At 72.3% G+C, this 15,271-nt stretch carries 8 protein-coding genes; 3 read left to right on the top strand and 5 right to left on the bottom strand.

All coding sequences use genetic code 11. The features are described 5' to 3' along the window. From K4G64_RS32760 to K4G64_RS32750, 3 genes are all read right to left on the bottom strand, one after another. Nucleotides 1-3,000, bottom strand: a 3,000-nt coding sequence (locus K4G64_RS32760) for an ATP-dependent helicase (RefSeq protein ID WP_221759566.1), incomplete at its 3' end; no start/stop codon positions are given. A gap of 91 nt (nucleotides 3,001-3,091) precedes the next feature. Beyond that, nucleotides 3,092-6,457 carry an ATP-dependent DNA helicase gene (locus tag K4G64_RS32755; protein WP_221759565.1) on the bottom strand — a complete coding sequence of 1,122 codons (3,366 nt, stop codon included), beginning with the start codon at nucleotides 6,455-6,457 and terminating at the stop codon, nucleotides 3,092-3,094. A 266-nt stretch (nucleotides 6,458-6,723) separates the two neighbouring features. After that, nucleotides 6,724-7,113: an MGMT family protein gene (locus K4G64_RS32750; protein ID WP_260461299.1), complete on the bottom strand. Its 390-nt coding sequence runs from the start codon at nucleotides 7,111-7,113 to the stop codon at nucleotides 6,724-6,726. A gap of 186 nt (nucleotides 7,114-7,299) precedes the next feature. On the opposite strand from K4G64_RS32750, the gene K4G64_RS32745 reads away from it, so the two are divergent. From K4G64_RS32745 to K4G64_RS32735, 3 genes are all read left to right on the top strand, one after another. Then, complete coding sequence (locus K4G64_RS32745; protein ID WP_221759563.1) at nucleotides 7,300-10,029, top strand: lysylphosphatidylglycerol synthase domain-containing protein; 2,730 nt, start codon at nucleotides 7,300-7,302, stop codon at nucleotides 10,027-10,029. Between the two features lie 93 nt (nucleotides 10,030-10,122). Further along, complete coding sequence (locus K4G64_RS32740; protein WP_221759562.1) at nucleotides 10,123-11,667, top strand: alpha/beta hydrolase; 1,545 nt, start codon at nucleotides 10,123-10,125, stop codon at nucleotides 11,665-11,667. 133 nt (nucleotides 11,668-11,800) lie between these two features. Further along, entirely contained in the window at nucleotides 11,801-13,270 is a 1,470-nt protein-coding gene (locus K4G64_RS32735) for an alpha/beta hydrolase (RefSeq protein WP_221759561.1), read from the top strand. 89 nt (nucleotides 13,271-13,359) lie between these two features. On the opposite strand, the gene moeZ is transcribed toward K4G64_RS32735, so the two are convergent. Together moeZ and K4G64_RS32725 are read right to left on the bottom strand one after the other, a co-directional pair. After that, nucleotides 13,360-14,538, bottom strand: a complete 1,179-nt coding sequence (gene moeZ / locus K4G64_RS32730) for an adenylyltransferase/sulfurtransferase MoeZ (RefSeq protein ID WP_221759560.1) — start codon at nucleotides 14,536-14,538, stop codon at nucleotides 13,360-13,362. Nucleotides 14,539-14,601: 63 nt separating this feature from the next. Beyond that, a partial coding sequence (locus K4G64_RS32725) for a spherulation-specific family 4 protein (RefSeq protein WP_221759559.1) occupies nucleotides 14,602-15,271 on the bottom strand: 670 nt, incomplete at its 5' end.

The raw sequence follows: 15,271 nt of genomic DNA, 5'->3' as shown, positions 1-15,271 counted from the left end.
GGCCAGCTCCTGGGCGAGACCGTCGGGGTCGGCGGCCAGGAGCAGCAGCTGGGAGGCCGTGAGGGAGGTGGGCAGGGGGACCTCGGTGACGCTGTCGCGGGCGCGCAGGAGCTCGCCGGTGAGGGCGTCGAGGTCGCGGTCCCAGGAGGCGATGGTGCGGGCCTCCTCCGAGGTGAGGTGCGGCCTGGGGTGTCGCTGGGGACCCTGGGGTTCCGGTGGTCCCGCCTGGCGGGGGACCGTCGGGGCGTGCGCCGGCCGTGCGTGCCCGTCCGCCGGCCCCTCTGCTTCCGTGACGGCATCTCCGTCGAAGGCGTCTTCTTCTTGTGAGACCGAGGAGGCCGATGCGTCGAGGGCGTCGTCGTGGAAGGGGTCTTCGTCGTAGTCGAAGGGGTCCGGTTCGTCGTAGGGAGGCTCGTCGTCCTCGGGGGGCGGCGGCCACTCCGGGTCCTCGGGGGCGTCCGGGTCGTGCGTGGCCGGGGGGTGCCCGGCCTCCTCGGACGCGAGGTCCTCCAGGTGGGCCAGGACGGTCTCGGCGGCGGCGCGGCGGCGGGCCAGGGCCGCCTCGTCCAGGGGCAGGGGCCACACCTGGTCGGCCGTCGCCCGGTGCAGGGCCGGGTTCTCCTCGTCCTCGGCGGGTTCGTCCGCCCAGGCCTCGATCTCGCCGTACCCGGCTTCGCAGTGCTCGTAGAGGGCCTGGAGGAACGCCGACGGCCCGCGGCGCTTCTTCTGAGTGGGCCCCCACCAGTGGCCGGAGCCCAGGAGGAGGGAGCGGGGGCGGGTGAAGGTGACGTAGCCGAGGCGGAGTTCCTCGGTGTGCTGGTGGTCCTTCATGGCCTCGTGGAAGGCCTTCAGGCCCTTGGCGTCCCAGGACGTCACGTCGGGCAGGGTGGCGGCGTCGCCGCGCAGCCGGTGCGGCAGGACCTTGCCCTGGGAGGTCCACTTCTCGCGGCCCTGGCTGCTGGGGAAGGTGCCGGTGACCAGGCCGGGGACGACCACGACGTCCCACTCCAGGCCCTTGGACTTGTGGGCGGTGAGCACCTTGACGGTGTTCTCGCCGCCGGGGAGGGCGTTGTCGAGGCCCTTCTCGTACTGGGCAGCGGTGCGCAGGAAGCCGAGGAAGGCGAGCAGGGACGCCTCGTTGTCGCCGGCGGCGAAGGAGGCGGCGACGTCCAGGAAGTTGGACAGGGTCTCGCGGCGGCGGGCGGCCAGGGCGTGCGGGGACGCCGACAGCTCGACCTCCAGGCCGGTGACGGCGAGGACGCGGTGCAGGACGTCCATCAGCGGGTCGGCCAGGGAGCGGCGCAGCTCGCGCAGTTCGGTGGCCAGCCGGGCGAAGCGCACGCGCGCGTCGGGCGAGAACGGCAGTCCGTCGTCGTCCCCGCGGCCGTCCAGTGGTGTTTCCAGGAACGTGTCGAGGGCGTCCGCGAGGGAGATCACCTCGGACGGGTCGACCCCTTCGACGGCTTCGGCGAGGCGGCGGTCCTGGTCGTCGTCGTCCGCCACGCGCGCGTGGGCCACGAGGAGCCGGGCACGCCGCCCCAGAAGAGCGAGGTCGCGCGGGCCGATGCGCCAGCGCGGTCCGGTGAGCAGACGCACCAGGGAGGCGTTGGCGCCGGGGTCCTGGAGGACCTCGCAGACGGCGACGAGGTCGGCGATCTCGGGCAGGTGCAGCAGCCCGGACAGGCCGACGACCTCGACCGGGACGTCCCGGGCGACCAGGGCGCCCTGGATCTCGGCGAAGTCGGTCGCGGTGCGGCACAGAACGGCGATCTCGCCGGGCGCGGTTCCGGTCCGGACGAGGTGGGCGACGGAGTCCGCGGCCCAGTCGATCTCCTCGGCGTGGGTGGGCAGCAGGGCGCAGCGGACCAGGCCGTCGCGTTCGGCGCCGGGGGCCGGGCGGAGGGCCTCCACGCCCGCGTGGAGGGCGCGCAGGGGTTCCGCGAGACCGTTGGCGAGGCCGAGGAGGCGGCCGCCGCTGCGGCGGTTCTCGCTGAGGGCCTGGCGGGTCGCGGGCCGGCCGTCCGCCCGGGCGAAGTGCTCGGGGAAGTCGTCAAGGTTGGCGACGGAGGCGCCGCGCCAGCCGTAGATCGCCTGGCAGGGGTCGCCGACGGCGGTGACGGGGTGGCCGGTGCCCTCGCCGAACAGGCCGGCCAGCAGGACGCGTTGGGCGACCGAGGTGTCCTGGTACTCGTCGAGCAGGACCACGCGGAACTCGTCGCGCAGGACCTCGCCCACCTCGGGGGTCCCGGCGAGCCGGGCCGACAGGGCGATCTGGTCGCCGAAGTCGAGCAGGTCCCGCTCGCGTTTGGCGGTCCGGTAGCGGGTGACCAGCTCGGCGAGTTCGCGCCGGGCGGCCGCGGCGTCGGGGACCTTGCGCAGGTCGGCGTTGCTGAGCTTGGCGCCGCGCAGGGTCAGCAGCAGTTCGGCGTCGTACGCGCGCAGTGCCTCCGGGCGCACGAGGTGCTCGGCGAGTTCGGAGTCGAGGGCGAGGAGGTCGCCGACGAGGTCCGGGAAGGAACGGGTCAGGGCCGGGTAGGGCCCGGGGGCCTCGCGCAGCACACGCGCGGCGAGCTGGAAGCGGGTGGCGTCGGCGAGCAGCCGGGAGGTGGGCTCGAGACCGATGCGCAGACCGTGGTCGGTCAGCAGGCGGCCCGCGAACGCGTGGTAGGTGGAGATCACCGGCTCGCCCGGCGGGTTGTCCGGGTCGATGGCGTCCGGGTCGGTGACGCCGGCCTTGACCAGCGCCTTGCGGACGCGCTCGGCGAGTTCGGCGGCGGCCTTGTTGGTGAAGGTGAGGCCGAGCACCTGCTCGGGGGCGACCTGGCCGGTGCCGACCAGCCACACCACGCGTGCCGCCATCACCGTCGTCTTGCCCGAGCCCGCTCCGGCCACGATCACCTGCGGGGCGGGCGGCGCGGTGATGCAGGCCGTCTGCTCCGGGGTGAACGGGATGCCGAGGAGCTCCTTGAGCTGTTCGGGATCGGTGATACGGGCGGGCACGTCAGAGAGGCTAGCGGCGGGCACTGACAGTGGCTGCCGGATCGGCAACCGGGACGGAGGAAGCGCAGGTCACCACGGGTGGTGCGATACCTCACTCGACGACATGGCGGCCCTCCTGCCGCGCGCTGCACGAGGCTCGGAACGCGCAGTGCGTGCAGTGCTGCCCGGCGGTCGGCGTGAACCTCTCGTCGAGGACCTTGCCGGCGGCGGTGGCGAGCAGGTCGCCGACCCACTCCCCCTCCAGCGGCTCCTGCGCCTGCACCTTGGGCAGGCTCTCGCCGCCGTCGCGCTTGGCCGCCCCCTGCCGGAGGTGGACGAGTTCGGCGCCGCCCGGCTCGGGGCGTACGCCGTCGAAGGCCTCGTCGACGGCACCCTCGCGGACGGCCAGCTGGTAGACGGCGAGCTGTGGGTGGCGCTCCACCTCCTTGGAACTGGGCGCCTGCTTGCCGGTCTTGAAGTCGACCACGTAGGCGCGGCCGTCGCCGTCCGCCTCGACCCGGTCCATCTGGCCGCGGATGCGCACCTGGTAGTCGCCCGCTTCGAGGGTGACGTCGAAGTCGTGCTCGCTGGCCACCGGGGTCCGCCCGGTGCGGTTCGTCACGTGCCACTGCAGGAATCGTTCGAGCGCCACGCGCGCGTTGTCCTTCTCCTGGGCGGACTTCCACGGCGCGTCGAAGGCGAGCGCGTTCCAGACGGAGTCCAGGCGTTCCATGAGGACGGTGAGGTCAGCCGGGGTGTGGCCGGAGGCGACCTCGTCGGCGAGGACGTGCACCACGTTGCCGAAGCCCTGGGCGACCGTCGCGGGCGCGTCGGCCTTCACCTCGCGGCCGAGGAACCACTGGAGGGCGCAGGTGTTGGCCAGTTGGTCGAGGGCGCTGCCGGAGAGCACCACGGGCTGGTCGCGGTCGCGCAGCGGCACCTTGGACTCGGTCGGCTCGAACATGCCCCACCAGCGGTAGGGGTGCGCGGACGGCACCAGGGGGCGGCCGTCCTCGTCGGCGAGGGCGGCGAGCCGGGCCAGACGGCGGGCGGCGGCCTCCCGGAGGGCGTCGGAGACGCGCGGGTCGACCGTGGTGGCGCGCAGTTCGGCGACGAGCGCGGCGACGGACAGCGGGCGGCGGGGGCGCCCGGTGACGTCCTTGGGTTCGACGCCGAGTTCGGTCAGGAAGCGCGAGGGCTGGTCGCCGTCGTCCGCGGGGGCCTTGACCGCGGTGACGACGAGGCGTTCACGCGCGCGTGTGGCGGCCACGTAGAACAGGCGGCGCTCCTCGGCGAGCAGCGCGCCGGGGGTGAGGGGTTCGGCGAGTCCGTCGCGGCCGATGCGGTCCGCCTCCAGGAGGGAGCCGCGGCGGCGCAGGTCCGGCCACAGGCCCTCCTGGACGCCCGCTACGACCACGAGGCGCCATTCCAGCCCCTTGGAGCGGTGCGCTGTCATCAGGCGGACCGCGGCGGGGCGTACGGCTCGCCTGGTGAGGGTGTCGGCGGCGATGTCCTCGGCGTCGATCTCCGCCAGGAAGTTCAGGGTGCCCCGGCCCCCGGTGCGTTCCTCGGCCCGGGCGGCGGTGGCGAACAGGGCACAGACGGCGTCGAGATCGCGGTCCGCGTTGCGCCCGGCGGCGCCGCCCCGGCGGGCGGCCCGTTCCAGGCGCGTGGGCCACGGCGTGCCTTCCCACAGGTCCCACAGAGCCTCCTCGGCGGTGCCGCCGCCGGCGAGGCGTTCGCGGGCCTTGCGCAGCAGGGCGCCGAGGCGCTGGGCTCCGCGCGCGTACGTGGGGTCGTGGACGGCGAGGCGTTCCGGCTCGGCGAGCGCCTGGGCGAGCAGCACGTCGGAGGGCGGCGGCAGCGGGTTGCCGGCGGCCCTCTCCTCGTCGCGCAGCGCGCGGCCGAGGCGGCGCAGGTCGGCCGCGTCCATGCTCGCCAGGGGCGAGGTCAGGAGGGTGAGGGCGGTTTCGGCGTCGAGCCAGCAGGTGTCCTGCGGCGCATCCGGAGCGTCCTCCGGCGCAGCAGGAACATCGTCCGAGGAAGGCTCCCGGAAGCCGGTCTCCCGCCGCTCGGAAGACCCCACCTCCGCCGCCGCAACCGCCCGCAGTGCCGTCAGCAGCGGTGCCACCGCTGGTTCGTGCCTCAGTGGCACGTCGTCACCGTCGACGTCCACGGGGACGCCCGCCGCCGTGAGGGCGCGGCGGACCGCCGGAATGGTGCGGGAGCCGGCGCGCACCAGGACGGCCATGTCGCTCCAGGGAACGCCGTCCTCCAAGTGGGCCCTGCGGAGGATGTCGGCGATGTTGTCCAGCTCCGTCCCGGACGTCGGATAGGTGTACGCCTCGACGCGGCCGCCGTCCCGTACGGGGGCGAGTTCGCGGTGGGCGCGCACCTTCTCGGCGGGCAGGCGGGTCAGCGGCATGCGCTGGGTGAGCAGCCGGGTGGCGGCCAGCAGGCCGGCGCCGGAGCGGCGGGACGTACGCAGCACGCAGACGGGGGCCGGGCGGCCGTCCGCGCGGGGGAAGGCGTGCGGGAACTCCAGGATGCCGTTGACGTCGGCACCGCGGAACGCGTAGATCGACTGGTCGGGATCGCCGAAGGCCACGAGCGTGCGGCCACCGCCGGCCAGGGCGTCCAGCAGGCGTACCTGAGCGGGATCCGTGTCCTGGTACTCGTCGACGTAGACGGCGTCGTACCGGGCGGCGAGCCACGCCGCGACCTCGGGGCGGCGGGCGAGGAGCACCGCGCGGTGGACGAGTTCCGCGTAGTCGATCACGCCCTGCAGGTCGAGTACGTCGAGGTACTCGGCGAGGAACGCGGCCGCGGCGCGCCAGTCGGGCCGTCCCGTGCGGCGGGCGAAGGCGTCCAGGGCATCGGGGCCGAGGCCCAGTTCACGGCTGCGGGCGAGGACCGCGCGGACCTCGTCGGCGAAACCGCGGGTGGTCAGGCAGGCGCGCAGTTCGTCCGGCCAGCGCACATGAGCGAGTCCGAGCCGTTCCAGATCGACCTGGCCCGCGAGCAGTTCCCGCACCGAGACGTCCTGCTCGGGGCCGGACAGCAGGCGCAGCGGTTCGACGAACAGGTCGCTGTCCTGGTGGGCGCGGACCAGGGCGTAGCAGAACGAGTGGAAGGTGGTCGCCTGGGGAGCGCGCGCCGCTCCGGCCCGCCGGGCCATGCGGTCGCGCAGCTCGACGGCGGCCTTGCGGCTGAACGTGAGGACCAGGATGCGCTCGGGGTCCCCGCCCCGGGCGACGCGTTCGGCCACGGACTCGACGAGCGTGGTGGTCTTGCCGGTGCCCGGACCTGCGAGGACGAGCAGCGGGCCCCGCGCGTGGTCAACCACGGAGCGCTGCGAGGCGTCCAGAAGAGGGGGGTCCACCCGAGCAGGAGGGGTACGTACCAGTCGGTAAGCGCCACGGCTCCCCCGCCGCACCCGGGGGTGCGACAGGCCGCTGGTGAAGGAAGAGGAGCTCACGTGGTTCGCCGGTTCTGGTGGAAGTGCTGGTTGGCGGGCCACCGCGGGTGGCGGGCGGTGACCGCGGGGTGACGGGGGCACGCGCAGCCGACGCTACGCCGACGAGCGAGGCGGAAGCAGGGCTTCCCCTTCTTCCCGCCGACCACTCTCGGCACTCGTGGCACTCATGCCCCTCGCCTCACGAACGTACGTCATGCCACCGGTGTGCCCCGATTCCCCCGTACGGATCACGGGCCACACGACAGGCTGTCCGATGGCGGAAGCTGTCAGGTGTGACCCTCCGCGCGATCGCCGCCGTCCCACCGCGCCCGTCTCATGTCGATGCGCGGCAGGTGGCCCTCGGCGGCGCGGCTCGCCTCCTTCAGTGGCGTGCCCTCCGCCCGGTAGTGGCCGAGCGCCCGCTGTTCGTGCCCGGGCAGCAGGACGCCGTCCGCGCGGACGACCCGCCACCAGGGAGCGGCTCCCCCGTAGAGCGCCATCACGCGACCCACCTGCCGCGGGCCTCCCTGCTCCAGCCACTCGGCGACGTCCCCGTAGGTCATGACGCGACCCGGCGGGATCAGTTCGGCGACGTCGAGGACCCGCTCGGCGTACTCGGGCAGCGCTTGCGCGGGCCCGTCCTCGTACCGGCCCCCCTCAGGGCTCTGCTCACTCATCCGCCCCATCCTGCCCCACCCCACCGACAACGGGTGGGGCGTGCTCCGGAGCGTTTCCGTCACCCGGCAGGGGCGCATCGGGCAGACTGTCCGCCCCCGCATGTGCACCCTGATTGTCCCGTGTGCCGGTGCGGCATGCCACCATCGTGCGGGCGGTGATCGGTGATACGAGACCAAGAAGAGACGATGAAGCAGCAGGGTGCGCAGCCCGAGGACACGGAGGGCACCTCTGACGCTTCGTCGCGCCCGGACGCTCCGGACGCCGGTCCGAAGGGGGTCGCGAAGAAGTCCCGGGCGGCCGCCGAGGGACCCGACTTCGCGCACATCGACGAGGTGGAGGGCGACGAACCGCTGCTCCCCGCGCGCGTGCACCGCCCGTCCGACCTGATGCGCCTGCTGGTGGGTGTGCTCGCCATCGCGGTCCTGATCGGGATCGCCGCCTTCGCGCACGGCACCACCTCGGGCCTCGAACAGGACATCAACAAGGGCACCGGGCAGGCACCCGACCTGCTCATCAAGATCGCGGGGCTGGCCTCCAGCATCGCGATCCTGCTGGTGCCGGTCGCCTTCGCCATCGAGCGGCTGATCAAACGGGACGGGCTGCGCATCGCCGACGGCGTGCTCGCGGCGGTCCTCGCGCACGGTGTGACCCTCGCCACGGACCTGTGGGTGGCCCGGGCCGCCCCCGATTCGATCCAGGAGGCCCTCACCCAGCCCTCCCCCGGCGACATCCACGCGCTGACCGATCCCGTGCACGGATATCTGGCCCCGGTCATCGCCTACATGACGGCCGTCGGCATGTCGCGCAGACCGAGATGGCGCGCGGTGCTGTGGGTCGTGCTGCTCCTCGACGCCTTCTCGATGCTCGTCACCGGGTACACGACCCCGTTCTCGATCATCCTGACCGTGCTGATCGGCTGGACCGTGGCCTACGGCACGCTGTACGCGGTCGGCTCGCCCAACGTCCGGCCCACCGGGCAGACGCTGATGGCCGGCCTGCGCACCGTCGGGTTCCGCCCGGTCAGCGCCTCGCGTGAGGACACCTCGGACAACCCGGACACCGGGGACCGGGGCCGCCGCTACTTCGTCACGCTGGAGGACGGCCCGCCCCTGGACGTGACGGTGGTCGACCGGGAGCAGCAGGCCCAGGGCTTCTTCTACCGCGCCTGGCGCAACCTGACCCTGCGCGGCTTCGCCACCCGCAGCAGCCTCCAGTCGCTGCGCCAGGCCCTGGAGCAGGAGGCCCTGCTGGCGTACGCGGCCATCGCGGCCGGGGCCAACGCGCCCAAACTGATCGCCACCTCCGAGCTCGGCCCCGACGCGGTGATACTCGTCTACGAGCACAGCGGCGGGCGCACCCTGGACTCGCTGCCGGACGAGGAGATCACCGACGGACTGCTGCGCGACACCTGGCGCCAGGTGAAGGCCCTGCAGTCGCGGCGCATCGCGCACCGCAGGCTGGTGGGCGACGCGATTCTGGTGGATCGTTCCGGCAAGGTGATCCTCACCGACCTGCGCGTCGGCGAGATCGCGGCCGGCGATCTGCTGCTGCGCATGGACACCTCCCAACTGCTGGTGACCCTCGGCCTGCGGGTGGGCGCCGAGCGCACGGTGGCCTCGGCGGTGGGGGTGCTCGGCCCCGACGCGGTGGCGGACTGCCTGCCGATGCTCCAGCCCATCGCGCTGAGCCGCTCCACGCGCGCGACGCTGCGCAGACTGGCCAGGGAACGCGCACAGCGCGAACGCGAGGCGGTTCTGGAGGCGTCCCGGCAGGCCAAGCAGGCCCGCCCGGGCGAGGACGCGGACGAATCGCCCGTCGTCCTGGAGAAGCCCGACAAGAAGGCCGTACGGGCGGAGCAGCGGGCCGAGAAGCGGGCGATCGACGAGGCCCTGGAGGAGGCGCGCGAGGAGGACCTGCTCACGCAGATCCGGCACGCGGTGCTGCGGATCAGGCCGCAGGCGCCCGTCGAGCCGGCCCGGCTGGAGCGGGTGCGGCCGCGCACGCTGATCAGTCTCATCGCCGGCGCGATCGGCGCGTACTTCCTGCTGACGCAGCTCACGCACATCGAGTTCGGGCCGCTCATCGCCAACGCCGAGTGGGGCTGGGTCGCCGCGGCCGTGCTGTTCTCGATGTGCAGCTACGTCGCGGCGGCGATGGCGCTGCTGGGGTTCGTACCCGAGCGGGTGCCGTTCTTGCGGACCGTGGCGGCACAGGTCGCCGGGTCGTTCGTGAAAATCGTCGCCCCGGCGGCGGTGGGCGGGGTCGCCCTGAACACGCGCTTCCTGCAACGCGCGGGAGTGCGGCCGGGGCTCGCGGTGGCGAGTGTCGGCGCCTCGCAGTTGTTCGGGCTCGGCTGCCACATCCTGATGCTGCTGTCCTTCGGCTATCTGACCGGCACCGAGAAGACGCCGTCCCTGTCGCCGTCCCGGACGGTCATCGCCGGGCTGCTCACGGTAGCCGTGCTGGTGCTCGTGGTGACGTCGGTGCCGTTCCTGCGCAAGTTCGTCGTCACGCGCGTGCGGTCGCTGTTCGCGGGTGTCGTGCCACGCATGCTGGACGTTCTCCAGCGGCCGCAGAAGCTGGTCACCGGCATCGGCGGCATGCTGCTCCTGACCGCCTGCTTCGTCATGTGCCTGGACGCGTCGATCCGCGCGTTCGGCGACGAGTCCACGTCGATCAGCATCGCCAGCGTCGCCGTCGTCTTCCTCGCGGGCAACGCCCTGGGGTCCGCGGCCCCGACACCGGGCGGTGTGGGCGCGGTCGAGGCGACCCTGACGGTCGGTCTCATCGCCGTCGGTCTGCCGAAGGAAGTCGCGGCGCCGGCGGTCCTGCTGTTCCGCCTGCTGACGCTGTGGCTGCCGGTGCTGCCGGGCTGGCTGGCCTTCAACCATCTCTCGCGCAAGCAGGCCCTCTGACCGACCGGGCGGGAACCAGGCCCCCCCTGCCCCTCCTACCTCATACGGCACGCGTCCCGCGCGCCCCCTTCGCTGCCGCCGCAGGATGGAACCATGCCATCCCTCCTCCGGCTGCGCGCCGCCGCCCTGACCGCCTCCGCCGTGCTGCTGTCCACCGTGCTGGCGGGGTGCGGCGACGACGCCAAGGACGAGGACCTCACGCAGCAGAACCTCAGCTGGAAGGCCTGTCCGGCCCCGGACGCGGCCCAGGGCGGAGGCACCTCGCCCACTCCCCTGCCGGACGACGGCGAGTGGCAGTGCGCGACCATGAAAGCCCCGCTCGACTGGGACGACCCGAAGGGCGACACGATCGGCCTGGAGCTCATCCGGGTCAGGACGACCGGCGCCGAGAATGCCCGAATCGGCTCGCTCATCTTCAACTTCGGCGGCCCCGGCGGCTCGGGCGTCACCTCGCTGCCCGCCTTCGCGGAGGGCTACGAGAAGCTTCGCACCCGCTACGACCTGGTCAGCTTCGACCCCCGCGGGGTCGGCCGCAGCGACCCCGTGCTCTGCGAGAACGACCAGCAGCTCGACGCCTACTTCCAGCAGGACGCCACCCCCGACGACGCCGCCGAGCGGACCCAGCTCGTGGACAACACCACGGAGTTCAACAACGCCTGCGAGGACAACTCGGGGAAGATCCTGCCGCACGTGCGCACCACCGACGCGGCCCGCGATCTGGACCTGATGCGCCAGGTCCTCGGCGACGACAAGCTGTACTACTTCGGAATCTCCTACGGCACCGAACTGGGCGGCGTCTACGCCCACCTGTTCCCGAAGCGGGTCGGCCGAGCCCTGTTCGACGCCGTCGTCGACCCCACACAGAACCCCGAACAGGGCTCGCTGGGGCAGGCCAAGGGCTTCCAGCTCGCACTCGACAACTTCGCCGAGGACTGCGTGTCGCAGGCCGAGGACTGCCCGATCGGCGACAGCGCCCAGGACGTGAAGGACCGGATCGCCAGACTACTCGCCGACCTCGACCGCACGCCGATCCCGGGGATCTTCCCGCGCCAGTTGACCCAGACCGCGGCGACCAGCGGCATCGCACAGGCGCTGTACTCGCAGGACTTCTGGGAGTACCTCACCGAGGGCCTGGAGCAGGCGTACGACGGCGACGGCAGGATCCTGCTGTCGCTGGCCGACGCGATGAACGGCCGCAGCGAGAACGGCGAGTACAGCAACATCACCCCCGCCAACGTCGCCATCAACTGTGCCGACGACAAACCCCGCTACGACACCGCCTACGTCGAGGGCAAGCTGCCCGAGTTCCGGGCCGCGTCCGACCTGTTCGGCGACTACCTGGCGTGGTCCATGCTGAGCTGCACCGACTGGGCCGTGCCGGGGGCAGCCGACCACCCGGACGTCAGCGCTCCGGGCTCGGCGCCCATCCTGGTCGTCGGCAACACCGGCGACCCGGCCACGCCCTACGAGGGCGCGCGAGCCATGGTGAACGCGCTGGGCAAGGGCGTCGGCGTCGAGCTGACCTACCGGGGCCAGGGCCATGGCGCCTACGACAGCAAGAACAAGTGCGTGCAGGGCGCGGTGGACGGCTATCTGCTGGACGGGAAGGTGCCGCCGGCGGGGACCGTCTGCTCCTGACACCTGCAACGATCGTGACGAACTCGCAGGTCAGAAGGTTATCCACAGGCTGAAACGGCTGGCGCGGGATCTGCCTACCATGGCCTGACCGCCATCCGCGGCACGAGCGGACGGCCTGCGAGGGGGATGGGCAATGACGCGCTCGGTTCGGTGGACCGCTCTGGCGGCCGCTTCGGCCCTGCTGGCCGCCGGTTGCAGCGGCGGTTCGTCGGGCGACGACAAGAGCGGACCCTCCTGGGGCCGTTGCAAGGCCACCGCCGACGGTCCCGCGCCCAGCAGCGAATGGCAGTGCGCGACGGTGAAGGTGCCGCTGGACTGGTCGAAGCCGGACGGCGAGACGATCGGCCTGGGACTGATCCGGGCCAAGGCCCGCGGCGACGACCGCCGCGGTTCGCTGCTGTTCAACTTCGGCGGCCCGGGCGCCTCGGGCGTGTCCATGATGCCGTCGTACGCCCCGACCGTCTCCTCGCTGCGCGAGCGGTACGACCTGGTGAGCTGGGACCCGCGCGGCGTGGGCGCCAGCGAGGGCGTGCGCTGCCGCGGCGACAAGGAGATCCAGGCGGCCGAGTCGGTGGACGTCACCCCGGACACCCCCGCCGAGGAGAAGGCGTACTTCAAGGACGCCGCCGGCTTCGGCAAGGGCTGCCAGAAGGACGCCGGAAAGCTGATGGCGCATGTCTCGACGGCCGACTCGGCCCGCGACATGGACCGCATCCGGGAGGTCCTCGGCGACGACAGGATGAACTACTTCGGCATCTCCTACGGCACCGAACTGGGCGGCACCTATGCCCACCTCTTCCCGAAGAAGGTGGGGCGCATGACGCTGGACGCGGTCGTCGACCCCACAGCGGACACCGTGGGCCACGCCCAGAACCAGGCCAGGGGCTTCCAGCGCGCGCTGAACGGCTATCTCAGGTCCACGGGCCAGGACCCCGAGGACGGCACGCGCAAGATCGCGGACCTGCTCCGGCGCATCGACGCCCGCCCCCTGGCGACGGGCGCGCCGGGCCGGAAGCTGACCCAGACCCTCGCGGTCACCGGCATCCTCCTGCCGCTGTACAGCAGGGACAGCTGGCCGACCCTGACGAGCGCTCTGAAGGCGGCGGAGGAGGGCGACGGCTCGGAGTTGCTGGTCCTCGCAGACCGCTACAACGAACGCGACCCGTCGGGGCGCTACGGCACGACGACCCACTCCCAGCGGGTCATATCGTGCCTGGACGACAGACAGCGGCCGACGGTGGCCGAGACGAAGAAGCTGCTGCCTCGATTCGAGAAGATCTCCCCGGTCTTCGGGACGTTCCTCGGCTGGGACACGGCCGGCTGGTGCCACGACTGGCCGGTGCCCGGACAGCACGACACCCCGGAGGTGAGCGCCCCCGGCGCGGCACCGGTCCTGGTCGTCGGCAACACCGGCGACCCGGCCACACCGTACGAGGGCGCGCTGAGGATGGCCGGCGAGCTGGGCAAGGGCGTCGGAGTGCTGCTCACCTGGCGAGGCGAGGGGCATGGCGCCTACGGCAGTGGGAGCGGCTGCGTGGACTCCGCGGTGGACGCGTATCTGCTGGACGGCTCGGTGCCGAAGAGCGGCAAGGTCTGCTCATGACGACGGCGGGGGCTTCGGGCACGCGTGGTGCCGGAAGCCCCCGCCGCGGGGAAAGCGAGGCCGGATACGGCTCAGTGGGCCGGTTCGGCTCAGTACACCGGCTTGGACGGCTCGATCTGGTTGACCCAGCCGATCACGCCACCGCCGACGTGCACCGCGTCCGAGAAGCCCGCGGACTTCAGGACCGCGAGGACTTCCGCACTGCGGACACCCGTCTTGCAATGCAGGACGATCTTCTTGTCCTGCGGGAGGCTCTCCAGGGCGGTGCCCATGAGGAACTCGTTCTTCGGGATCAGCCGGGCGCCCGGGATGGAGACGATCTCGTACTCGTTCGGCTCGCGGACGTCGATGATGTCGATGCTCTCGCCGTCGTCGATCCACTCCTTGAGCTGCTTGGGAGTGATCGTGGAGTCGGCGGCCGCCGCCTGGGCCTCTTCGGAGACGACGCCGCAGAAGGCCTCGTAGTCGATGAGCTCGGTGACGGTGGGGTTGTCGCCGCAGACCGCGCAGTTCGGGTCCTTGCGGACCTTGACCTGGCGGTACTGCATCTCCAGGGCGTCGTAGATCATCAGTCGGCCGACCAGCGGGTCGCCGATGCCGGCGAGGAGCTTGATGGCCTCGTTGACCTGAATGGAGCCGATGGACGCGCAGAGCACGCCCAGGACGCCGCCCTCGGCGCAGGAGGGGACCATGCCGGGGGGCGGGGGCTCCGGGTAGAGGCAGCGGTAGCAGGGGCCGTGCTCGGACCAGAAGACGGACGCCTGGCCGTCGAAGCGGTAGATCGAGCCCCAGACGTACGGCTTGTTCAGCAGCACGCAGGCGTCGTTGACCAGGTAGCGGGTCGCGAAGTTGTCCGTACCGTCGACGATCAGGTCGTACTGGCTGAAGATGTCCATCACGTTGTCGGCCTCGAGCCGCTCTTCGTGAAGGATCACGTTCACGTACGGGTTGATGCCCTTGACGCTGTCACGCGCGGACTCGGCCTTCGGGCGGCCGATGTCGGCCTGGCTGTGGATGATCTGGCGCTGCAGGTTCGACTCGTCGACCTCGTCGAACTCCACGATGCCGAGGGTGCCGACGCCCGCGGCGGCCAGGTACATCAGCGCCGGCGAGCCCAGGCCGCCGGCGCCCACACACAGCACCTTGGCGTTCTTCAGCCGCTTCTGCCCGTCCATCCCCACGTCGGGGATGATCAGGTGGCGGGAGTACCTGCGGACCTCGTCTACGGTGAGCTCGGAAGCCGGCTCGACCAGGGGTGGCAGCGACACGGGGACTCCGTTGGTCGGTCAATCACTACGGTTGTTCTCCCCGTAACAGTGCCATGCCCTTTTTCATTCCGAGACACCTGTTCCGATACGCGAGACGAATTCGTCCCAGTAGCCGGGCATGGCCTCCCAGGGGTCGGTGCTTCCACCCCGGTCCGAGTGGTCGGTGATCCAGATCGTCGCGGCGCCCTGCCAGCGGGCGATGCGCAGCGCCTCGGCCAGGTGGGCGTGGGGCACGCCGTGGACGAAGTGGCAGAAGCGCTCGGGCGCGTGGTCGGCGGTCCACTCGGCCACCTGCGACCAGCGGTAGTCGCTCCAGGGTCCGGAGAAGGTGACCAGCTGGTCGGCGAGCTCGACGTAACCGGGGTGCGGGTGGATGCCGTGGCCGAGGACGATGTGGGCAGCGTCACGGATCACCCGCAGCGTGGCGACCGTGCGGCGGACCTCGGGCAGCCCGGCGTGGTCGGCTGGGCAGCGCTCCAGGAGGAAGCCGTCGACCTGGTACCAGTCGACGAACCGATGGGCGTCCGAGATCAGCTCGCCGAAGTCGCGGGTGCCGTAGCGGGTGTCGAGGTGGCCGAGGACGCGGATGCCCGCGTTGCGCAGCCGGCCGGCCGCCTCCTGGCAGTGCGGGTCGGGGCGGGTGCCGGGGCCGTCGGCCACGTTGAGGACCACCCAGTGCAGCGGGATGCCGGGGCGGGCCAGCTCGCCCCACTCGGTTGGGGCGAGGAGGGGG

The sequence above is a fragment of the Streptomyces sp. WAC04114 genome (genome assembly GCF_019733245.1).
In the GTDB taxonomy this organism is placed as follows: domain Bacteria; phylum Actinomycetota; class Actinomycetes; order Streptomycetales; family Streptomycetaceae; genus Streptomyces; species Streptomyces massasporeus_A.
This window is presented reverse-complemented; position numbering and strand designations above follow the sequence as displayed.

Excerpts from the sequence above, each read along its gene's own strand:
- K4G64_RS32750 (WP_260461299.1), bottom strand. The coding sequence starts at position 7,113 with ATGAGTGAGCAGAGCCCTGAGGGGGGCCGGTACGAGGACGGGCCCGCG.
- K4G64_RS32745 (WP_221759563.1), top strand. The coding sequence starts at position 7,300 with ATGAAGCAGCAGGGTGCGCAGCCCGAGGACACGGAGGGCACCTCTGAC.
- K4G64_RS32740 (WP_221759562.1), top strand. The coding sequence starts at position 10,123 with ATGCCATCCCTCCTCCGGCTGCGCGCCGCCGCCCTGACCGCCTCCGCC.
- K4G64_RS32735 (WP_221759561.1), top strand. The coding sequence starts at position 11,801 with ATGACGCGCTCGGTTCGGTGGACCGCTCTGGCGGCCGCTTCGGCCCTG.